Below are 19,744 nucleotides of genomic sequence, written 5' to 3' on the forward strand. Positions count from 1 at the left end.
CCGGCATGCGCTCTGGGCGGATGCTGGTGGGCGTTGTTCGCCAGTCCTGCGCTGTCTGAGACAGCCGGCTGGCAAGCCCGGTGTGTGAGGGGAGATGCACAATCTGCGTACAGTTTCCTGCGCAGCCTGCAATTATGACACGGATAGGGGTTTCCCCGCAAGCCCCTTGTTCGTAACATGCCGCCGTGGCGGTGGACTGATGTCTGCCGCGGGAACGCGGTGCTCAGCCAGCATCAAACCGACAGCAGGTTCTTGCGGTAATGTGCCAGTTCGTCGATGCTTTCGTGCACATCGGCCAACGCCGTGTGCTTTTGCGCCTTCTTGAAGCTGCTGTAGGCCTCGGGCTTCCAGCGCTTGGCCAGTTCCTTGAGGGTGCTCACGTCCACGTTGCGATAGTGAAAGAAGCGCTCCAGCTTGGGCATGTAGCGCACCAGAAAGCGCCGGTCCTGGCCAATGCTGTTGCCACACATGGGCGCAGTCCCCTTGGGCACGTATCGCGCCAGGAATTCCAGTATCTGTTGCTCGGCCTCGGCCTCGGTCACCGTAGAGGCCTTCACCTTGTCGATCAGGCCGCTACGGCCATGCGTGCCCTTGTTCCAAGCGTCCATCTTGTCGAGCAGTTCATCTGCCTGGTGAATGGCCAGCACCGGGCCTTCGATGCGAGGCTCCAGTTGCGGGCCGGTCACGATCACGGCAATTTCCAGCAGGCGGTCGGTATCGGGCTCCAGGCCGGTCATCTCGCAGTCCAGCCAGACCAGGTTTTGGTCCGATTTGGAAAGCACGGGGGGTACGGGGTTGTTGGCTTCAGACATGGCCGGCATTGTCGCTGATGGCCTAAACTCGCCCCCACATGCCCATTTCCGACGCCTTTTCGCCTTCCACCGCCCTCACATTCGCCTTTGCGGCGGTGATCTGTGCCGGCCTGCTGCTCAAGTTCTGGCTGGCCTCGCGCCAGATTCGCCATGTGGCCCAGCATAGGTCCAGCGTGCCCGAGGCCTTTGCCAAACGCATTTCGCTGGCCGCCCACCAGAAGGCCGCCGACTACACCATCACCAAGGCACGTTTCAGTCTGCTCGAGATGGCGCTGGGCGCCGCCGTCTTGCTGGGCTGGACGTTGCTGGGCGGGCTGGACGCCCTGAACCAGGCCCTGCTGGGCGCCTTGGGTGGCGGCATGGTGCAGCAACTGGCCTTGCTGGCGGCGTTTGTAGTCATCAGCGCCGCCATCGACCTGCCGGTGACGCTGTACCAGACCTTCGTCATCGAGCAGCGTTTCGGCTTCAACAAGATGACACCCGCCCTGTGGCTGGCCGATCTGGCCAAGTCTGCCCTCGTCGGCACGCTGATCGGCCTGCCCGTTGCGGCGCTGATCCTGTGGCTGATGGGCGCGGCTGGGCCTCTGTGGTGGCTGTGGGCCTGGTGTTTCTGGATGGGATTGAACCTGCTTCTGATGGTGATCTACCCCACCTTTATCGCACCGCTTTTCAACAAGTTCCAGCCGCTTGCAGATGAATCGCTCAAGGCCCGCGTCACTGCGCTGATGCAGCGCTGCGGCTTTGCGGCCAAGGGGCTGTTCGTGATGGATGGCAGCCGCCGCAGCGCCCATGCCAATGCCTATTTCACCGGCTTTGGTGCCGCCAAGCGCGTTGTTTTCTACGACACCTTGCTGCGCCAGCTCTCGCCGGGCGAAGTCGAGGCCGTGCTGGCCCATGAGCTGGGGCACTTCAAGCACCGCCACATCCTCAAGCGCGTGGTGAGCCTGTTTGCCCTGAGCCTGGCCGGCTTTGCCCTGCTGGGCTGGCTGTCCACCCAAGTGTGGTTCTACACCGGGCTGGGCGTGCGCCCCAATATTTCCCTCGACCTGGCCGTGGCCCCGGCGCCCAATGATGCACTGGCCCTGCTGCTGTTCCTGCTGGCCGTGCCGGTTTTCACGCTGTTCATCGCGCCCCTGTTTGCCCAGCTGTCGCGCCGCCACGAGTTTGAAGCCGACGCGTATGCCGTGGCCCAGGCCAACGGGGGCGACCTTGCTGCGGCGCTGCTCAAGCTCTACGAAGACAATGCCTCCACACTCACCCCCGACCCGGTGTATGTGAAGTTCTACTATTCGCACCCGCCCGCTTCCGAGCGGCTGGCGCGCATGCCCTCGCCTGCCCAACCATGACCACGATGTTGAAGAAAAAAGACTGGTCAGCGCTTACCCGCCGTGCGCTGACCGCTACAGAAATAGTAGCAAATCTGGCCAAGATCGAAGGCTGGTCGCTGGCTGGCGATGGCGCCCAGGTGGCCATCGAAAAGACCTTCCATTTCGCCAATTACTACGAAACCATTTCGTTCGTGAATGCCGTGGCCTTCGTTGCCAATGCACAAGACCACCACCCCGACCTGTCGGTGCACTACAACCGCTGTGTGGTGCGCCTGAACACGCACGACGTGCAGGGCATCTCCGCCACCGACTTCGATTGCGCGTCCCGGTTCGACGCCCTGCTGGCATGAGCATCGCCGCCCGCCCCCATGACTGAACGCAGCGCCCTGATGGAAGGTTTCGTCGTGGCCGGCCACGGACGCCACTGCATGGTGGAGACCGCTGACGGGCAGCGCCGCATCTGCCATCCACGGGGCAAGAAGAGCCAGGCCGTGGTAGGTGACAGGGTGCTGTGGCAGGCCCTCCCAAGGGCCAGGGCGAGGAAGGCACCATCGAAAAGGTGCTGGAGCGGCGCAACCTGTTCTACCGCCAGGACGAGATCCGCACCAAATCCTTCGCAGCCAATCTCGACCAGATCCTGATCCTGATCGCCGCCGAACCGGTGTTCTCGGAAAGTCAGCTGGCCCGCGCGTTGATCGCCGCGGAAGCCGCTGGCATCCAGCCACTGATTGCACTCAACAAGAGCGACCTGGTGGAGCCCTTTGCCCGCGCCTGGGAACGCCTGCTGCCCTACCGCCACATGGGCGGCGGGCACCACTATGGCGTGCTGCCGCTGTCGCTGTCGCTATCGGGCGACGTGGACCGCGCGCTGCTCATGCAGCACTTGCAGGGTAAGACCACGCTGGTGCTGGGCCCCTCGGGGTCGGGCAAGAGCACGCTGATCAACCTGCTGGTGCCCGGCGCCACCGTACTGACGGGCGAAATTTCTCAGGCCCTGAATTCAGGCAAACACACCACCACCAGCACCAACTGGTACTGGGTGGACAGCGCCCGCACCACGGCCCTGATTGATTCGCCAGGTTTTCAGGAGTTTGGCCTGCAGCACATCGCCCCGATGCAGCTGGCCTCCTGCATGCCCGACATCGCTGCCCACGCCACGGACTGCAAGTTCTACAACTGCACCCATCTGCACGAGCCGGGCTGCGGCGTACTCAATGCGCTTGAAAATGGCTCTGACGCAGATGGAATAAGCGCAAGCCGCTATCGAATATATAGCGACCTGTTTGCCGAGTTGAGCCACACCCGCTACTGATCCCGCTCCCGTATCGGCCGCCCGGCATGGGCAGCCGGCCGATCAACCCAACAGACGCGCCAGGGTCAACAGCGCCAGCAGCAGCATCCACACCACCACGGAGCGCCAGACCAGGCCCACCACGCTGCGCAAATGACCCACCTCGGGCTCTCGACCGGGGGTGCTGTCGCTGTCGCCCATGTCGGCGTCGATTTCAAGCCCCTGCGGTGTCTGCAAATCGGCGCGGGCACGCAGGGCCTCGCCACCCAGCTGTACGTTGATGGCGCCCGCCGTGGCAGCCAGCACCACGCCGTCGTTGTCACTGGGAAAGCGCTGCGCATGAAAGCGCCAGCCTTCGATCGCCTCTTCAAAACTGCCCACCACGGCGAAGCTCAAGGCGGTCATGCGCGCGGGCAACCAGTCCATCAAGGTCCAGGCCTGTGCCGCGGCGCGGCGCAACGCCGGGCTGGCCAGTTGCGCGCCCGCGCGCTCCTTATACTGCCAGTAGCGCGAAACGAATTCAGCCATCCGGTACAGCACGGCACCGGTGGGCCCCAGGCCCAGCGCCGCCAGCACGGAAAACCATGCCAGCACGCCAAACACATGGCGGTGTGCCGACAGCACCGAGTACTCGATCACATGGCGCACGATCTCGCTGCGTGGCAGCGCACCGACATCCACCTGCTGCCAGTCGGCCAGGCGTTCGCGCGCGCGGTCTTCATCGCCTTCTTCGAGCGCGTCGCGGATGCCGGTGAAATGGTGGCTGAACTGGCGAAACCCCAGGGTGACATACAGCACCGCCACGCTCCAGACCACTGCAAACGGCCAGCCCAGTGCCAGCATCAGCAGCCAGTGCATACCCAGGGTGACCAGGGCGGGAACGATGACCGCGAGACTCCAGGCCACCCAGCCATGGTGAGGCTTGCCCGCATCGAAATTGCGGCTGACCGACAAGGCCCACGCCCGCAGCCCCGCGTGGATGGGGTTGCTGCGAGCCAGAGGACGGGCCTGCTCGATCAGCAGAGCGAACAGGATGGCGAAGAAACTCATGGAGGGCAATGATACTGGGGCGGCGCGTCTTTGGGCTATCCAGGCGCTTGGCCCGCCATCAAGCCTGCATGAAGCGGTAAAAGTTGCGCAGCATGCCCGCCGTGGCGCCCCAGATATAGCGGCTCTTGTCGCCATCCTGGTAGGGCATGGAGAACCACTCGCGGCGCACGCCTTGCCATTCATGAACGTGGCGCTGGTGGTGGGCCGGATTCAGCAAAAACGCCAGCGGCACCTCGAACACATCGGCCACTTCATAAGGGTTCGGGTGCAGCGCGCAGTCGGGTTGCACCAGCGCCACCACGGGCGTGATGATGAACGAAGAACCGGTGACATAGGTGGGCAGCACGCCCAGCACTTCAACAAAGCGCCGCTCCAGCCCCACTTCTTCTTCGGCCTCGCGCAAGGCGGTGTCGGCCGTGGAGGCATCCTCCGCATCCGCCCGACCGCCCGGAAAAGCGACCTGGCCTGAGTGGGTGGACAGATGCGCCGTGCGCTCGGTGAGCAGCACCATGGGCTGTTCGCGCAGCACGATGGGTACCAGCACGGAGGCATGGGCCGGTTCGCGGTTCATGAACTTCTTTTCCAGCACCACCTCGGGCTTCCAAACAGGCGGATGGGCAAAACGCGCCCGCAGGGCCTGCGGCGTCTGGGCCTCTGCCGGCACGGCGGGCAGATGCGCATCCACCCCCACCACCGGGACGGCGCGAGGATCGAAATCGGGCAGCGCCGACAGCGACGCAGGGAGGACCGATGGAACGGGGGTGGACGACGGATTCACGACAAGCCTGGAACGTAAGACCCAAGGGGCCGCAAAAAACAAAAAGCCGCTACAGGCAGATGCTGTAGCGGCTCCGGTCAGGGATGGCCTGTGCCTTATGCGGCGACGGGGGCCGCCACCTTGACGCGCGAAGGCAGCTTTTCCTTGATACGCGCCGACTTGCCGCTGCGTTCACGCAGGTAGTACAGCTTGGCGCGGCGCACATCACCGCGACGCTTGACTTCGATGTTGGCGATCAGCGGGCTGTAGGTCTGGAACGTGCGTTCCACGCCTTCGCCGCTGGAGATCTTGCGCACGGTGAAACCGCTGTTCAGGCCGCGATTGCGCTTGGCAATCACCACGCCTTCATAGGCCTGCACGCGCTTGCGCGTGCCTTCAACCACGTTCACGCTCACGATGACGGTGTCGCCAGGGGCAAACACGGGAATCGTCTTGTTCAAGCGGGCAATTTCTTCCGCTTCCAGGGTCTGGATCAGGTTCATTTTGGTATCCAACGATCTTGTCCGCGCCAAAAATGGCAGCGTCGGGATTGACGATTCAGGGTTTTGCGGCAGGCTTTGCAGGCAAAGCCTCTGGGCAAAACGGCCGGCCAGAGGATCGAAAAGCCTTTGATTATAGCAATTCAGGCCAGCTTGGCCAACAACGCCTCATCGGCGGGCGCCAAGCGCCCCGCTTTGCGTGCCGCATCGATCAGGTCGGGCCGGTGCCGGGCGGTGATGGACAAGCGCTGGTCGCGCCGCCAGCGCTCAATCTGGGCATGGTGGCCCGACATCAGCGGCGCGGGCACCGGGCGCCCTGCCCATTCCTCGGGGCGGGTGTAGTGGGGGCAATCGAGCAGGCCATCGAGTGCCGGATTGAAGCTGTCGAGCTGGTGGCTGCCCTCGTCATTGAGCACCCCGGGCTGCAGCCGTGCCACGGCATCGAGCAAGGCCATGGCGGCAATTTCACCGCCCGAGAGCACGAAATCGCCCAGACTCATCTGCAGATCGACATGGGCGTCGATAAAACGCTGGTCAATCCCCTCGTAGCGCCCGCACAACAACACAGCGCCTGCGCTGGCCGACCAGCGCTCTACCGCCGCGTGGTTGAGGGTTTCGCCGATGGGCGAAAAAAGAACCAGCGGCGCCCGGTCGTCTGCCGGTTCCCCGCGCTCGGCCCGGATGGCGGCAAGACACCGTGCCAGGGGCTCGGCCAGCATCACCATGCCCGGGCCGCCGCCAAAGGGGCGGTCGTCCACGCGGCGGTAGTTGCCCTCGGCATGGTCACGCGGGTTCCACAGACGCACTTCGACCTGCCCGCTGGCGTAGGCGCGGCGGGTCACGCCGCTGGCCACAAACGGCGCAAACAACTCCGGAAACAGGGTGATGATGTCAAAACGCATGGTGGTGCGCGGCGCGCGAAAGCGCGGGCCGATCAGTAGTCCGGCTGCCAGTCGACCGTGATGCGCTTTTCAGGCAGATCCACCTTGTCGACAAACGCCGAGACGAACGGAATCATGCGCTCCTGGGTCTTGCCGTCTTGCTCGTAGGCCAGCACCAGCACGGTTTGCGGGCCGGTGGACATCAGCTCCTGCACCTGGCCCAGCGCCACGCCTTCACGGTTGATGACCTGAAGGCCGATCAGATCCACCCAGTAGTACTCGTCTTGCGTGGTGACAGGAAAGCCTGACCGGGGCACAAAAATGCGCGCGCCCCGCAAGGCCTCCGCAGCATCGCGGTCATCAATGCCCTGCGCCCAGGCCACCACCGTGTCGGAATGGTCCTTGGCCTGGCGAATCTGCAACTGCACCGTGCCGGAAAACGTCTTGGCGCCGCGTTCAGATGGCTGCAGATACCAGCGTTTGGCGGCAAACAGCGCCTCCGGTGTGGCGCTGTGCGACACCACCTTGAACCAGCCCTTGACGCCCCAGGCATCGGCAATGCGCCCGACCTCGACGGCATCGGCAGGGAGTTCGGCGGGTTCGAGCGTCAGAGGTGCAGCCATGGTGTATTTCGTGCAAAAAAGAAAAGGGCGGGTTCCGCCGGGCAAGCCAACGGAACCCGCCCTTTTTCGGGGAGCTTTAAGCAGCCTTCTTGGCGGCTTGCTTGATCAGGCGGTCCACCGTGGGCGAGGACTGGGCGCCCACGCTTTGCCAGTACGTCAGACGGTCTTGCACGATGCGCAGGCCTTCTTCAGTTTCCTTGGCGGTAGGGTTGTAGAAGCCGATGCGCTCGATGAAGCGACCATCACGGCGCACGCGCTTGTCAGCAACGACGATGTTGAAGAAAGGACGGCCTTTGGAGCCGCCGCGGGAAAGTCGAATGACGACCATGATTTATCCTTCGGGTGGTGAACTCCGGCAACATTTGCCTTGAGCCACAGTATTTGCAACCATATTCGCAACGCTTGAGACACGCGACATGGCCACCCGGCCAGCGACACGCTGCAAAGCCCGCGATTATATCCATTTCCCCCTTTCATGCCCACTATCCGCCCCAGCACTGACCGCGATATCCCCGCCATCACTGCGATTTACCAACACCATGTGCTCTATGGCACGGGCACGTTCGAGATCGATCCACCCTCTGAATCCGACATGGCCGCACGGCGCGCCGACGTGCTGGCACGCAGCTTGCCCTGGCTGGTGGCCGAAAAAGACGGACAGGTGCTGGGCTTCGCCTATGCCAACTGGTTCAAGCCGCGCCCGGCCTACCGCTTTTCTGCCGAAGACTCGATTTATGTGGCCGACAGCGCACGCGGCATGGGTGTGGGGCGCAAGCTGCTGGCCGAACTGGCGGCGCAGGCCGAGGCCGCTGGCGTGCGCAAGCTGCTGGCCGTGATTGGCGACTCGGCCAATGCGGGCTCGATCGGATTGCACCGAGCGCTGGGGTTCACTGACGTCGGCATTCTGCGTTCCATGGGCTGGAAATTCGGTGCCTGGCGCGACATCGTGCTGATGGAAAAGACCCTGGGCGCCGGTGACACCACTTCACCGGAATAATCGGGGCATGCACCATTACCCCCACGCTCCGCACTTCATGTGGTCACTTTCACCCGACTGCGCCGCTTTTCATCTGGGGGCGGCCCGGCGATGAAAAACAAAACCGTGGCCGCCTGGCTCGCCTTCGTGGGCGGGCCTTTGGGCCTGCACCGCTTTTATCTGCACGGCCTTGGCGACATGCTCGGCTGGCTGCTGCCCATTCCCACGGCGCTGGGCCTGTATGGCATCCAGCGGGTGCAGGAGTTGGGGCAGGACGATCATTACAGCTGGGTGCTGATACCGCTGCTCGGGTTCACCATTGCAGGCTGTGCCCTGCAAGCCATTCTGTTTGGCCTGATGACGCCAGAAAAATGGAATGCCCGCTTCAACCCGGCGGCTGCGCCGGATGCGCCTGCCGGCCGCACGCGGTGGGCCACGATTTTCGCCATCGGCCTGGCGCTGATGTTCGGCACGGCCGTGCTGATGGCGAGTCTGGCTTTCAGCTTTCAGCGCTATTTCGAATACCAGATCGAGGAAGCGCGCAAGATCTCGCAATAACGGCCCATCCTCAACAAAAAGAGCTGCCAGCGCTTATGAATAAAGCGGTGGAAGCTCTTTTTTTATAGCATCTTGCGAAATCAGTACAACTGCAGGCTGACCCAGTAAGCAATGGCTGCAACAAAGGCACTGGCCGGAATCGTCAGCACCCAGGCCCAGATGATGTTGCCCGCCACGCCCCAGCGCACCGCGCTGGCGCGCTGCGTGGAACCCACACCGACAATGGCGCCCGTGATGGTGTGGGTGGTGGACACGGGAATACCCAGTGCTGTGGCCAGGAACAGCGTCAGCGCCCCGCCCGTTTCCGCGCAGAACCCGCCCACGGGCTTGAGTTTGGTGATCTTCTGCCCCATCGTCTTGACGATGCGCCAGCCGCCGAACATGGTCCCGAGACCAATGGCCACGTAGCAACTCACGATGGTCCAGGTGGGCGGCGAGGCGTCCGCCGCCGACGCATACCCCGTGGCAATCAGCAGCAGCCAGATGATGCCGATGGTCTTTTGCGCATCATTGCCACCATGCCCCAGGCTGTAGGCCCCGGCGGACACCAGTTGCAGGCGACGAAACCACTTGTCCACCTTGTTGGGACGGGCGCGCCGGAAGATCCACGACACCATCACCATCATCAGCGAGCCGAGCAAAAACCCCAGCAGCGGTGACACAAAAATGAAGGCCACCGTTTTCAGGATGCCCGAGGACACCAGCGAGCCAGCCCCCGCCTTGGCGATCACGGCGCCGACAATGCCGCCGATCAGCGCATGCGATGAGCTGCTGGGAATGCCGTAATACCAGGTGATCACGTTCCAGGTGATGGCCCCCACCAGCGCGCCAAACACCACATGGGTGTCCACCACGCCCGGCTGGACAATGCCCTTGCCTACCGTGGCCGCCACGCTCAGGTGAAAGACAAAAATGGCCACCACGTTGAAAAACCCGGCAAAAAGAACGGCCTGGGCCGGTTTGAGCACGCCGGTGGACACCACCGTGGCGATTGAATTGGCAGCGTCGTGAAACCCGTTCATGAAATCGAACAGGATGGCCAGCGCCACGAGCAGGACCACAACCCACAGGGCTGTTTGTGCGGTTTGCATGTTGTCAGGCCCGGCAGATCAGGAGTTTTCGAGGACGATGCCCTCGATGCAGTTGGCCACGTCCTCGCACTTGTCGGTGATGGTTTCCAGCAGTTCGTAGATGGCCTTGAGCTTGATCACCTCGCGCACATCGGGCTCTTCGCGAAACAGCTTGCTCATGGCACTGCGCATCACGCGGTCGGCGTCGCTTTCGAGGCGGTCGATTTCTTCGCAGGTCTTGAGCGCGGCTTCGGCCACGGCCGGGTCGGCGATGGTGCCGAGCAGCTTGACGGCATCGCGCAGGCGCTCGCAGCATTTCAGGCTCAGATCCGTCAGGCGCGTGATCTCCTCGGTCATGTGGCGCACGTCATACAGCGCCATGGTTTCGGCCGAATCCTGGATCAGGTCAGCCACATCGTCCATGGTGTTGATGAGCGTGTGGATCTGCTCGCGGTCGATTGGCGTGATAAACGTCTTGTGAATCAGGCGGTTGACGTCCTGGGTGACACGGTCGGCGGCACGCTCGGCGTTGTCCACGTCCTGGTTGTACTTGTCGCGCAGGTGCGGATCGTTGTAGTTCGCCACCAGTTGCGAAAAGGCCCGGGCGGCCTCGACGATGCGGTCTGCATGCTGGTTGAACATCTCGAAAAAATTGCCTTCGCGGGGCAGCAGCTTGCCAAACAGCATGAGGGGGGCTCCTAGGGCGGAATCGGAATAAAAATGGCCACTTACCACCCGTTCATGACAGGCGAGTGACCAATTTGTGGAATTACCAAGCCGCGAAGTTTAACCGCCCGCCGCTTCACACCGGCCGCGCCCCTTGCCAACGAGGCCGCCATCAGCCCCCGCGGAAGATGAAATACACCGCGCCGATCATGCACAGGCCCGCCCACAGATAGTCCCACTTGAGGGGCTGATCGAGATAAAACACGGCAAACGGCACAAACACCGACAACGTGATGACCTCTTGCAGGATCTTGAGCTGCCCCACATTGAACTGGGTGTAGCCAATGCGGTTGGCGGGCACCTGCAGCAGATACTCGAACAGCGCAATGCCCCAGCTGACCAGCGCCGCCACGTACCAGGGCGATGTCGCCAGGTTCTTCAGGTGGCCATACCAGGCAAAGGTCATGAAGATGTTGCTGGCCACCAGCAACACGATGGTTTGCAGGCTGACCGGGAGCGATTGCAGATAGTTCATGGACACCATGCCACAGAGCAGTAAATTCAAAAATATAAGCCAAATATGGCTCTAGCCCTTGCTGGATAAGCGGCAATAGCTATCAATAGTGCATTTCTTCAAACCCACGACGCGATCAAAAAAAGGCACTGCCACCAGTGCAGTGCCTTTCAAAAAACGCCAGCGCCCGCAGGCGCCGCGTTCACTCGCCCAGATAAGCGGCGCGCACGCGCGGGTCGCTCAGCAGTTCCTGGCCGGGGCCGGTCATGGTGATGAGGCCCGACTCCATGACGTAGCCACGGTCGGCAATGGCCAGCGCGCGGCTGGCGTTCTGCTCGACCAGCAAGATGGTGACGCCCAGTGCATACACATCGCGCACCACTTCGAAGATCTTGTCCACCATGATGGGCGAGAGGCCCATGGAGGGCTCGTCCAGCAGCAGCACCTTGGGCTGGCTCATCAGCGCGCGGCCCATGGCCAGCATCTGCTGCTCACCACCCGACATGGTGCCGGCCAGCTGGTCCTTGCGCTCGCGCAGGCGCGGGAAGATGGTGAACATCTTCTCGATGTCGGCCGCAATGCCCGCCTTGTCGTTGCGGATGTAGGCGCCCATCTGCAGGTTCTCGGTGATGGTCATGCGGGCGAATACACCGCGGCCTTCCGGCACCATCACCAGGCCCTTCTTGACCAGATCCCATGCGCCCTTGCCCTTGATGCTCTCGCCCAGGTACTCAATGTCGCCATCGTTAATGGGCAGCGTGCCGGTGATGGCCTTCATGGTAGTGGTCTTGCCGGCGCCGTTGGAGCCGATCAGCGAGACCAGCTCACCTTCGCGCACTTCAAAGTCCACGCCTTTCACGGCCTGGATACCGCCGTAGGCCACCTTCAGCCCCTTGACCCGCAGCAGTACCTTGTTGGATTTTTCGGCCATTCTCAATGTCCTCCGGTGCCCAGATAGGCCTCAATCACTTTTTCGTTCTTCTGCACAGTCGCAGGCGTGCCTTCGGCGATCTGCTTGCCGTAGTCGAGCACGGTCACGCGGTCGCACAGGCCCATCACCAGCTTCACGTCGTGCTCGATGAGCAGGATGGTGCGGTTGTCGTTGCGGATGCGGTCGATCAACTCGCGCAGCTGCACCTTCTCGGTGGCGTTCATGCCGGCGGCGGGCTCATCGAGCGCGATCAGCTGCGGGTCGGTGGCGAGAGCCCGGGCAATTTCCAGGCGGCGCTGGTCGCCGTAGCTCAGGGTCCGCGCCTTGTAGTCGGCAAACTTGCCGATGCCCACGTAGTCGAGCAGCTCCTGCGCGCGCTTGGCGATGGCGGCCTCTTCCGCCTTGAAGCCCTTGGTGCGCAGCACGGCGCCCAGCAGCCCCGATTTGGTGCGGATATGGCGGCCCACCATCACGTTCTCAAGGGCCGTCATTTCTGCAAACAGGCGGATGTTCTGGAACGTGCGGGCAATGCCCGCCTTGGCCACCTCATGCACGGCCGTGGGTTCGTAGGGCTTGCCCGCGAGTTCGAACGTGCCGCTGTCAGGGGTGTACAGGCCGGTGATCACGTTGAAGAAGGTGGTCTTGCCGGCACCGTTGGGGCCGATCAGGCCATAGACCTGGCCGCGTTCAATGGTGATGCCCACGTCGGAAAGTGCCTGCAAGCCGCCAAAGCGCTTGGAGATGCCGGCAACCCGCAGCACCACATCTTTGTTTTGTTCTGCCATGTGTTTTCGCTCTTTGTGGTGTTCAGGTCTTCTGTGTCAGGCTCTTGCCGCGCTCGGGCGCAGGCCACAGACCACGGGGACGCAACAGCATGATGATGATCATGGCCAGCGCGATCAGCAGCTGGCGCAGGATGGCGGAGTCGATGCGGCCATCGGTCATGGCCTGCAGCGGGCCGGCCACGTAGCGCAGCACTTCGGGCAGTGCCGACAGCAGCACCGCGCCCAGGATCACGCCGGGAATGTGGCCAATGCCGCCCAGCACCACCATGGCGACGATCATGACCGACTCCATCAGGCTGAACGATTCGGGCGAGACGAAGCCCTGGAAGGCACCGAACATGGCTCCCGACACGCCGCCGAACGAGGCGCCCATGCCAAACGCCAGCAGCTTCATGTTGCGGGTGTTGATGCCCATGGCCTTGGCGGCGATTTCGTCTTCGCGGATCGCCATCCAGGCGCGGCCGATGCGCGAGTCCTGCAGGCGATAGCAAATGATGACGGAGATAACCACCAGCACCAGGAACAGGTAGTAGTAGAGCGTGACGGAATTGATGTCAAAGCCGAACAGCTCCAGCCGCTTGCCCAGATCAAGCCCGAAGATCTTGACCGAGTCGATCTGGCCCACGCCCTTGGGGCCGTTGGTCAGGTTGACGGGATGGTCCAGGTTGTTCAGGAAGATGCGGATGATCTCGCCAAAGCCCAGCGTCACGATGGCCAGATAATCCCCGCGCAGCTTGAGGGTGGGCGCCCCCAGCACCGCCCCGAAGATCGCCGCCACCAGCGCGGCCAGCGGTATCACGAGCCACAGCGAGGTGTGCAGCCCGTTGGGGAACATGGCGGCAAACGTCGCAAAGTTGTCCGCCAGGTGCGGCGATGCCATCAGGGCAAACAGGTAGGCGCCCACGGCGTAGAACGCCACATAGCCCAGGTCGAGCAGGCCGGCGTAGCCGACCACGATGTTCAGGCCCAGGGCCAGCATCACATAGAGCAGGGCCAGGTCCGCAATGCGCACCCAGGCGTTGCCAAAGTACTGCAGCAGCAGTGGCAGGACCAAGAGGGCAATGCCGCCCAGGATCCAGTTGATTTTGGTGTTCTTCATGGCAATAGGTCCTCAGGCACGGTCGGCCACGCGTTCACCCAGCAGGCCCGAGGGGCGCAGCGTCAGGATGATGATGAGCACGATGAAGGCGAAGATGTCGGTGTAGTGGCTGCCCAGCACACCGCCCGTGAGCGCGCCGATGTAGCCCGACCCGATGGCCTCGATCAGGCCCAGCAGGATGCCGCCCACCACGGCGCCGGCCAGGTTGCCGATACCGCCAAAAACCGCCGCCGTGAAGGCCTTAAGCCCGGGCAGAAAACCCATGGTGTGCTGCGCCGTGCCGTAGTTGGACGCATACATGATGCCGGCGATGGCGGCCAGGACGGCGCCGATGATGAAGGTGGCCGAGATCACCATGTCGGGCTTGACGCCCATGAGCGATGCCACACGGGGGTTTTCGGCCGTGGCGCGCATGGCACGGCCGAGCTTGGTGTAGTTCACCAGGTACATCAGGGCAGCCAGGGCCACCACGGTCACGCCCAGAATCAAGATCTGGGTGGAGGTGATGACGGCCCCGCCCACCTGGAACGGCGTGGCCGGCAGCAAGGTGGGATAGGACTTGTAGTTGGGCTTCCAGATGATCATGGCCAGCGTCTGCAGCAGGATCGACATGCCGATGGCCGTGATCAGCGGTGCCAGGCGCGGACTGGAACGCAGCGGTTTGTAGGCCACTTTTTCGATCACGAAATTCAGCGTGGCGGCCACCACGCAGGCGATGATGGTGGCCAGCAGCAGGATGAGCCAGCCCGGGGCTCCCGGCATGGCCTCCTGCATGAGCCCGATACAACTCCAGCTGGTGAGAGCGCCGACCATGAGCACTTCGCCATGGGCGAAATTGATCAGCTGAATAATGCCGTACACCATGGTGTAGCCCAAGGCTATCAAGGCGTACATGCTGCCGAGAACCAGACCGTTGATGATCTGCTGCAGCAAAATGTCCATAAAAAAGTCCTTCGTTTATGACGTACCCACCGCTTTGGCACCGAAATCGGTACAGCCTTGTGGGCCCGACTGCCATGTAGCAAAAAACCCGCCAGGAGTGCAGCTGTGCGGGTTTGAGGACGCGATTGTAGCCAGTAGCCTTCGGCCGCCAGGGCCTTGACTGGCGGGGTTTTCCCTTGGGTTTCGGGCCCATCAGCCGGGCACGCCATGCATAAGCAAGATTGATGGACCTATCTCAAATGCTGCGCAAACTAATTGCCTGCCGCAAACCAAACCGGTTGGAACGCACCGTCGCCCAGCCGGCGTCGCCCGGGCTCACAAGTTGTCAGGATCCGGGGTGGGCGCAGCGGCGTTGCGCGCGCGCAGATCGCGCAGTTTTTGCGCGATCTTGATTTCCAGGCCGCGCTCCACCGGCTGGTAAAAGCCCGGCTCGGCCATGCCGTCGGGCAGGTAACGCTCGCCCGCGGCAAACCCGCCTTCCTCGTCATGGGCATAGCGGTAGCCCTTGCCGTAATCCAGCTGTTTCATGAGCTTCGTGGGCGCGTTGCGCAGGTGCATGGGCACGGGTCGCGTGCTGTCTTGCTTCACGAACGCGCGCGCGGCGTTGTAGGCCTTGTACACGGCGTTGGACTTGGGCGCCACGGCCAGGTAGACCACGCATTCGGCCAGGGCCAGCTCACCCTCGGGGCTGCCCAGGCGCTCGTACACCTCGCTCGCGTCGAGCGCCAGCCGCAGCGCACGCGGGTCGGCCAGGCCCACATCCTCGGCGGCCATGCGCACCAGGCGGCGCGCCATGTAGCGCGGGTCGGCGCCGCCGTCGAGCATGCGCACCAGCCAGTACAGCGCGGCATCGGGGTCGGAGCCACGCACCGACTTGTGCAGCGCGCTGATGGTGTCGTAGAACTGCTCGCCGCCCTTGTCGTAGCGGCGCATGCGCTCACCCAGCACCTTCAAGAGCCAGGCATCGGTGATCTCGGCAAGCTTATCCTGCGCGGCCGCCATGGCCAGTGTTTCGAGCGTGTTGAGCAGGCGGCGCGCGTCGCCATCGGCATAGGCCACCAGCCGCTCTATTGCTTCGTTATCGATAGCTGGTAGCGCTTGCTCCGATTGGGCCAGGGCCACAATTTGCTTTAACTCGTCGGTGGACAGCGGTTGCAGCACATACACCGCCGCGCGTGACAGCAGGGCCGAGTTCACCTCGAACGACGGGTTCTCGGTGGTGGCGCCGATGAAGGTGAACAAGCCGCTCTCGACATGCGGCAAGAACGCATCCTGCTGGCTCTTGTTGAAGCGGTGCACCTCATCGACGAACACGATGGTGCGCTGCGGCTCCTGGATGAGCGAGCCCTGCGGCCCCGCGTGCAGCCCGCCACGGGCGGCCTCGGCGCGCTCCACGGCGTCGCGAATGTCCTTGACCCCGCCCAGCACGGCGCTGATGCTGATGAACTGCGCATCAAAGGCATCGGCCATCAGGCGCGCAATGGTGGTCTTGCCCACACCCGGCGGACCCCACAGGATGCAGCTGTGCGGCCGTCCCGATTCGAACGCCAGACGCAGCGGCATGCCCGGCCCCAGCACATGCTGCTGGCCGATGACTTCAGAGAGCTGGCGCGGGCGCAGGCGCTCGGCCAGAGGCTGGTGGGAGGGGACGGCAGGTTTCACGGGCAGACAGGCAAATCAGCCGTCCATGGTAGCGGGCAATCGCCAGCGGTCGGGTACAAGGCGCCAACCCGCCCGACGCCGACCACAGCGCTGATTACTGCTTCACCACATCCGCGCCTTGCGGCGGCTTGAACTGGAACGTGGCGGCTGGCAGCGCGGCATTGCTCTGCATGCCGGTAAAGCGGATGGCCGAGCGCTGGCCAAAGCTGTCCAGAATGTCGAGCGCGGCCAGTTGCTCACCGGCAAAACCCACGCGCACGCTTTGCAACTGGCCGTCTTTGGCCTTGGGGCGGGCCAGCACCCATTGCAGGCCATCCTGGTCGGGGGCGGCTTCGAGCGTGAAATCCGCCCGCAAGGCGGACAGGTCGGGTGCCGAGGCCAGCAGGGCGGCGGGCGTGCTGCCCAAAGCCTGGGCCTGGGCGCGCTGGGTGACCTGGTTCAGGTCGGCGTCATAAAGCCACAGCGTTTGCCCGTCGGCCACGATGGTCTGCTCGAAAGGCTTTTTGTAGACGAACCTGAAACGCCCCGGCCGCTGGAACTCGAACGTGCCGCTGCTGGTTTTCGTGCGTGCGACCTGGCCGTCCTTCGGTGGCGAGGTGACCACCTGGGTGAAATCGGCGCGGCCCGTCTGGCTGCCCTTCATGAAGGATTCCAAGCTTTTTAGCCCGTCAGCGCTTGCCAGTTGTGCGCTAACAGCTATCAAAATTGCAGTAGCGATCTTTTTCTTCAACAGAAACTCCTTTGGGTGACCCTGGGGCCGGGCGCATCGCCCCGCCCTGGTCATTCGCTGCGTGCAGGCACCAGCACTTCGCGCTGGCCGCTGGTGGTCAGGCCGCTCACCAGGCCCGCCTTTTCCATGTCTTCGAGCAGGCGGGCCGAGCGGTTGTAGCCGATGCGCAGCTTGCGCTGCACGTACGAGATGCTGGCCTTGCGGTCCTTGAGCACCACTTCGACGGCCTGGTCGTACATGGGGTCTTTCTCACCCCCGTCACCACCGCCGTCCCCTGACAGATCACCGTCGCCGTCCACAGTTCCCCCTTCGAGCACGCCCTCGATGTAATCGGGGTCGCCCTGGGTCTTGAGGTAGCTCACCACGCGGTGCACTTCTTCATCACTGACAAAAGCGCCGTGCACCCGGATCGGCAGGCCCGTGCCGCTGGCCATGTAGAGCATGTCGCCCATGCCCAGCAGCGCCTCGGCGCCCATCTGGTCGAGAATGGTGCGGCTGTCGATCTTGGAGCCCACCGAGAACGCGATGCGGGTGGGAATGTTGGCCTTGATCAGGCCGGTGATGACGTCCACGCTGGGCCGCTGGGTGGCCAGGATCAGGTGGATGCCCGCCGCGCGCGCCTTTTGCGCCAGGCGGGCAATCAGTTCTTCGATCTTCTTGCCCACCACCATCATCAGGTCGGCCAGCTCGTCGATGATGACCACGATGTGCGGCAGGCGCTGCAGCGGCTCAGGACTTTCGGGCGTCAGGCTGAAGGGGTTGTAGATGAACTCCTCGCGTGCCTTGGCCTCGTCGATCTTGACGTTGTAGCCTGCCAGGTTGCGCACACCCAGCTTGGACATGAGCTTGTAGCGGCGCTCCATCTCGGCCACGCACCAGTTCAGGCCATGGGCAGCCTGCTTCATGTCGGTAACCACGGGCGCCAGCAGGTGCGGAATGCCTTCGTACACCGACATTTCCAGCATCTTGGGGTCGATCATGAGCAGGCGCACGTCGCGCGCCTCGGCCTTGTACAAGAGCGAGAGGATCATCGCGTTGATCCCCACCGACTTGCCCGAGCCGGTGGTACCCGCCACCAGCACATGCGGCATCTTGGCGAGGTCCGCCACCACCGGGTTGCCGACGATGTCCTTGCCCAGGCCCATGGTGAGCATGCTCTTGGCCTCGTGGTAGACCTGCGAACCCAAAATTTCGGACAGGCGGATCGACTGGCGCTTGGCGTTGGGCAGCTCCAGCGCCATGAAATTTTTGCCAGGAATGGTCTCCACCACGCGGATCGAGACGAGGCTGAGCGAACGCGCCAGGTCCTTGGCCAGGCCCACGATCTGCGAGCCCTTCACGCCGGTGGCGGGCTCGATCTCGTAGCGGGTGATCACCGGGCCGGGCATGGCGGCCACCACGCGCACTTCCACGCCAAAGTCCTTGAGCTTTTTCTCGATGAGGCGGCTGGTCATCTCCAGTGTCTCGGGGGCCACGGTTTCCTGGCGCTGCAGGGGGCCGTCGAGCAGGTCCACCAGCGGCAGCTTGCTGTCGGGCATCTCGGTGAACAGGGGCTTTTGCCGCTCTTTCACCACCCGGGCGCTTTGCGGCACATCGGCCAGCACCGGTTCGATGATCTGCACGGGCTGCGGGTGGTGCTCTTCGCTCTCGGTGCGCTCTTCAAGTACCACCACGGCGCGCTCACGGGCGGCCTTGCGGCCCACGGCCACGTCCTTGGCCACCTCGCGTCGGGCCAGGCGCGACTGCACCAGGGCATCAATGCGCGCCCCCAGCACCTCGGCCACATGCCCCCAGGAGAAACGGAACACCATGGCGGCCCCCAACACCAGCGCCACGATGCCCAGCAAGCCCGAGCCGGTGAAACCCAGCCATTTCACGCTGGCGGGCCCCACCAGGAAACCCAGCACCCCCCCCGCATGGCCCGGCAAGAAGGCTTCCAGGCGATAAAGGCGCGACCATTCCAGCGCCGTGCTGGCACACATCAGCAGCAGCAAACCGCCCCAGAACAGGGCGCGGCGGGCAACGGGGCTGGCGGCACCGGCCACCGCTTCGCCGCCGCGCATCCACCGCGCCAGCGAAGCAATCCAGGCACGCACCCCAGCCGCCACACACCACCACACCGAAAACCCCAGCGCGAAATAGCTGGCGTCAGCCAGCCAGGCGCCAAAACGCCCGGCCCAGTTGGCCACCAGCGGGTCGCCGCGCGTGCCCGAGGTGGACCATGCAGCGTCCTGTGCGGAATAGCTGGCCAGTGCCAGAAGCCAGAAAACCAGCGCCAAAAGGCCTACGACAAGGCCTATTTCCTGGCCGAAGCGGGCTGCGCCAGTGCGTGGCGCGGACTTGGCCGAAGTGGAAGCATTCAGGGTATTGAGGGAGTAGGTCATAAGCGTGCCGGGCAAGCTTACCCCATGCATGACAGGGGTTACACGGCCCCAAAGTGGTGTTCACGCCCACCACGCTCACATCCAGTAACGCCAGTGACGCTATCTTGCTGTTTTTCTACCAGCCCCGACGCGCCCGCGCATCACCGCCATCGGCAAATGCCTGCTTGTGACACCAGGCAACGAGA

The 19,744-nt window shown here is 63.5% G+C and carries 21 protein-coding genes and 1 pseudogene; 5 read left to right on the top strand and 17 right to left on the bottom strand.

The annotated features are described in order from the left end of the window. Window positions 1-233: 233 nt before the first annotated feature. Window positions 234-812 (bottom strand): oligoribonuclease, encoded by a 579-nt coding sequence (gene orn, locus CBP34_RS14770; RefSeq protein WP_086914157.1) that lies wholly within the window; start codon window positions 810-812, stop codon window positions 234-236. A 38-nt stretch (window positions 813-850) separates the two neighbouring features. Here orn and CBP34_RS14775 point away from each other — a divergent pair, with 38 nt between their 5' ends. The 3 genes and pseudogenes from CBP34_RS14775 (at window position 851) to rsgA (ending at window position 3,452) form a co-directional block, all read left to right on the top strand. Continuing rightward, window positions 851-2,158 (top strand): M48 family metallopeptidase, encoded by a 1,308-nt coding sequence (locus tag CBP34_RS14775; protein ID WP_094098476.1) that lies wholly within the window; start codon window positions 851-853, stop codon window positions 2,156-2,158. Then, entirely contained in the window at window positions 2,155-2,490 is a 336-nt protein-coding gene (locus CBP34_RS14780) for a 4a-hydroxytetrahydrobiopterin dehydratase (protein ID WP_094098477.1), read from the top strand. The genes CBP34_RS14775 and CBP34_RS14780 overlap by 4 nt, the downstream gene beginning before the upstream one ends. Window positions 2,491-2,508: 18 nt before the next feature. Then, window positions 2,509-3,452: pseudogene (gene rsgA, locus CBP34_RS14785) on the top strand (ribosome small subunit-dependent GTPase A). Window positions 3,453-3,494: 42 nt separating this feature from the next. On the opposite strand, the gene CBP34_RS14790 reads toward rsgA, so the two are convergent. From CBP34_RS14790 to rpsP, 6 genes are all read right to left on the bottom strand, one after another. Further along, window positions 3,495-4,481, bottom strand: coding sequence for a CobD/CbiB family protein (locus CBP34_RS14790; RefSeq protein ID WP_086927936.1), 987 nt, complete (start codon window positions 4,479-4,481; stop codon window positions 3,495-3,497). 58 nt (window positions 4,482-4,539) lie between these two features. Continuing rightward, window positions 4,540-5,259, bottom strand: a complete 720-nt coding sequence (locus tag CBP34_RS14795; RefSeq protein WP_094098478.1) for a CoA pyrophosphatase — start codon at window positions 5,257-5,259, stop codon at window positions 4,540-4,542. A gap of 95 nt (window positions 5,260-5,354) precedes the next feature. Continuing rightward, a complete protein-coding gene (gene rplS / locus CBP34_RS14800; RefSeq protein WP_086913118.1) occupies window positions 5,355-5,741 on the bottom strand; it encodes a 50S ribosomal protein L19 in 387 nt (128 codons plus the stop codon). A gap of 140 nt (window positions 5,742-5,881) precedes the next feature. Beyond that, window positions 5,882-6,640 (bottom strand): tRNA (guanosine(37)-N1)-methyltransferase TrmD, encoded by a 759-nt coding sequence (gene trmD / locus CBP34_RS14805; protein ID WP_086927938.1) that lies wholly within the window; start codon window positions 6,638-6,640, stop codon window positions 5,882-5,884. A gap of 32 nt (window positions 6,641-6,672) precedes the next feature. After that, the gene (rimM, locus tag CBP34_RS14810; protein WP_094098479.1) at window positions 6,673-7,242 is read right to left on the bottom strand and encodes a ribosome maturation factor RimM; all 570 of its coding nucleotides are present in this window, start codon (window positions 7,240-7,242) and stop codon (window positions 6,673-6,675) included. A gap of 76 nt (window positions 7,243-7,318) precedes the next feature. Further along, on the bottom strand, window positions 7,319-7,570 hold the full coding sequence (gene rpsP, locus CBP34_RS14815) for a 30S ribosomal protein S16 (RefSeq protein WP_010463504.1): 252 nt from the start codon (window positions 7,568-7,570) through the stop codon (window positions 7,319-7,321). A gap of 147 nt (window positions 7,571-7,717) precedes the next feature. On the opposite strand from rpsP, the gene CBP34_RS14820 reads away from it, so the two are divergent. Both CBP34_RS14820 and CBP34_RS14825 read left to right on the top strand, forming a co-directional pair. Further along, on the top strand, window positions 7,718-8,239 hold the full coding sequence (locus CBP34_RS14820) for a GNAT family N-acetyltransferase (protein WP_086927940.1): 522 nt from the start codon (window positions 7,718-7,720) through the stop codon (window positions 8,237-8,239). Window positions 8,240-8,329: 90 nt separating this feature from the next. Further along, window positions 8,330-8,776 (top strand): TM2 domain-containing protein, encoded by a 447-nt coding sequence (locus tag CBP34_RS14825; protein ID WP_094098480.1) that lies wholly within the window; start codon window positions 8,330-8,332, stop codon window positions 8,774-8,776. 80 nt (window positions 8,777-8,856) lie between these two features. Here the strand turns inward: CBP34_RS14825 and CBP34_RS14830 are convergent, their stop codons facing one another. The 10 genes from CBP34_RS14830 to CBP34_RS14875 all read right to left on the bottom strand — a co-directional run bounded on the left by CBP34_RS14830 (window position 8,857) and on the right by CBP34_RS14875 (window position 19,559). Continuing rightward, window positions 8,857-9,867, bottom strand: a complete 1,011-nt coding sequence (locus CBP34_RS14830; RefSeq protein ID WP_094098481.1) for an inorganic phosphate transporter — start codon at window positions 9,865-9,867, stop codon at window positions 8,857-8,859. Between the two features lie 18 nt (window positions 9,868-9,885). Continuing rightward, complete coding sequence (locus CBP34_RS14835) at window positions 9,886-10,533, bottom strand: DUF47 domain-containing protein (RefSeq protein WP_094098482.1); 648 nt, start codon at window positions 10,531-10,533, stop codon at window positions 9,886-9,888. A gap of 151 nt (window positions 10,534-10,684) precedes the next feature. Further along, window positions 10,685-11,047, bottom strand: a complete 363-nt coding sequence (locus tag CBP34_RS14840) for a DMT family protein (RefSeq protein WP_094099201.1) — start codon at window positions 11,045-11,047, stop codon at window positions 10,685-10,687. A gap of 181 nt (window positions 11,048-11,228) precedes the next feature. Further along, window positions 11,229-11,957, bottom strand: a complete 729-nt coding sequence (locus tag CBP34_RS14845; RefSeq protein WP_094098483.1) for an ABC transporter ATP-binding protein — start codon at window positions 11,955-11,957, stop codon at window positions 11,229-11,231. Between the two features lie 2 nt (window positions 11,958-11,959). After that, window positions 11,960-12,742: an ABC transporter ATP-binding protein gene (locus CBP34_RS14850; protein ID WP_094098484.1), complete on the bottom strand. Its 783-nt coding sequence runs from the start codon at window positions 12,740-12,742 to the stop codon at window positions 11,960-11,962. A gap of 22 nt (window positions 12,743-12,764) precedes the next feature. Next, window positions 12,765-13,841 carry an ABC transporter permease subunit gene (locus CBP34_RS14855; protein WP_086927945.1) on the bottom strand — a complete coding sequence of 359 codons (1,077 nt, stop codon included), beginning with the start codon at window positions 13,839-13,841 and terminating at the stop codon, window positions 12,765-12,767. Window positions 13,842-13,853: 12 nt separating this feature from the next. Next, the gene (locus CBP34_RS14860; protein ID WP_086927946.1) at window positions 13,854-14,783 is read right to left on the bottom strand and encodes a branched-chain amino acid ABC transporter permease; all 930 of its coding nucleotides are present in this window, start codon (window positions 14,781-14,783) and stop codon (window positions 13,854-13,856) included. Between the two features lie 315 nt (window positions 14,784-15,098). Then, complete coding sequence (locus CBP34_RS14865) at window positions 15,099-16,445, bottom strand: replication-associated recombination protein A (protein ID WP_094098485.1); 1,347 nt, start codon at window positions 16,443-16,445, stop codon at window positions 15,099-15,101. 94 nt (window positions 16,446-16,539) lie between these two features. Then, window positions 16,540-17,229 carry an outer membrane lipoprotein periplasmic chaperone LolA gene (gene lolA / locus CBP34_RS14870; protein ID WP_094098486.1) on the bottom strand — a complete coding sequence of 230 codons (690 nt, stop codon included), beginning with the start codon at window positions 17,227-17,229 and terminating at the stop codon, window positions 16,540-16,542. Then, the gene (locus tag CBP34_RS14875) at window positions 17,226-19,559 is read right to left on the bottom strand and encodes a DNA translocase FtsK (RefSeq protein ID WP_094098487.1); all 2,334 of its coding nucleotides are present in this window, start codon (window positions 19,557-19,559) and stop codon (window positions 17,226-17,228) included. The genes lolA and CBP34_RS14875 overlap by 4 nt, the downstream gene beginning before the upstream one ends. Window positions 19,560-19,744 lie beyond the last annotated feature (185 nt).

This window comes from Acidovorax carolinensis, assembly GCF_002157145.1.
Taxonomy (GTDB): domain Bacteria; phylum Pseudomonadota; class Gammaproteobacteria; order Burkholderiales; family Burkholderiaceae_C; genus Acidovorax; species Acidovorax carolinensis.

Bases quoted from the DNA above. Each gene is read 5' to 3' on its own strand.
- orn (WP_086914157.1), bottom strand. From the start codon at position 812: ATGTCTGAAGCCAACAACCCCGTACCCCCCGTGCTTTCCAAATCGGAC.
- CBP34_RS14775 (WP_094098476.1), top strand. From the start codon at position 851: ATGCCCATTTCCGACGCCTTTTCGCCTTCCACCGCCCTCACATTCGCC.
- CBP34_RS14780 (WP_094098477.1), top strand. From the start codon at position 2,155: ATGACCACGATGTTGAAGAAAAAAGACTGGTCAGCGCTTACCCGCCGT.
- CBP34_RS14790 (WP_086927936.1), bottom strand. From the start codon at position 4,481: ATGAGTTTCTTCGCCATCCTGTTCGCTCTGCTGATCGAGCAGGCCCGT.
- rplS (WP_086913118.1), bottom strand. From the start codon at position 5,741: ATGAACCTGATCCAGACCCTGGAAGCGGAAGAAATTGCCCGCTTGAAC.
- trmD (WP_086927938.1), bottom strand. From the start codon at position 6,640: ATGCGTTTTGACATCATCACCCTGTTTCCGGAGTTGTTTGCGCCGTTT.
- rimM (WP_094098479.1), bottom strand. From the start codon at position 7,242: ATGGCTGCACCTCTGACGCTCGAACCCGCCGAACTCCCTGCCGATGCC.
- rpsP (WP_010463504.1), bottom strand. From the start codon at position 7,570: ATGGTCGTCATTCGACTTTCCCGCGGCGGCTCCAAAGGCCGTCCTTTC.
- CBP34_RS14820 (WP_086927940.1), top strand. From the start codon at position 7,718: ATGCCCACTATCCGCCCCAGCACTGACCGCGATATCCCCGCCATCACT.
- CBP34_RS14825 (WP_094098480.1), top strand. From the start codon at position 8,330: ATGAAAAACAAAACCGTGGCCGCCTGGCTCGCCTTCGTGGGCGGGCCT.
- CBP34_RS14830 (WP_094098481.1), bottom strand. From the start codon at position 9,867: ATGCAAACCGCACAAACAGCCCTGTGGGTTGTGGTCCTGCTCGTGGCG.
- CBP34_RS14835 (WP_094098482.1), bottom strand. From the start codon at position 10,533: ATGCTGTTTGGCAAGCTGCTGCCCCGCGAAGGCAATTTTTTCGAGATG.
- CBP34_RS14840 (WP_094099201.1), bottom strand. From the start codon at position 11,047: ATGAACTATCTGCAATCGCTCCCGGTCAGCCTGCAAACCATCGTGTTG.
- CBP34_RS14845 (WP_094098483.1), bottom strand. From the start codon at position 11,957: ATGGCCGAAAAATCCAACAAGGTACTGCTGCGGGTCAAGGGGCTGAAG.
- CBP34_RS14850 (WP_094098484.1), bottom strand. From the start codon at position 12,742: ATGGCAGAACAAAACAAAGATGTGGTGCTGCGGGTTGCCGGCATCTCC.
- CBP34_RS14855 (WP_086927945.1), bottom strand. From the start codon at position 13,841: ATGAAGAACACCAAAATCAACTGGATCCTGGGCGGCATTGCCCTCTTG.
- CBP34_RS14860 (WP_086927946.1), bottom strand. From the start codon at position 14,783: ATGGACATTTTGCTGCAGCAGATCATCAACGGTCTGGTTCTCGGCAGC.
- lolA (WP_094098486.1), bottom strand. From the start codon at position 17,229: ATGACCAGGGCGGGGCGATGCGCCCGGCCCCAGGGTCACCCAAAGGAG.
- CBP34_RS14875 (WP_094098487.1), bottom strand. From the start codon at position 19,559: ATGACCTACTCCCTCAATACCCTGAATGCTTCCACTTCGGCCAAGTCC.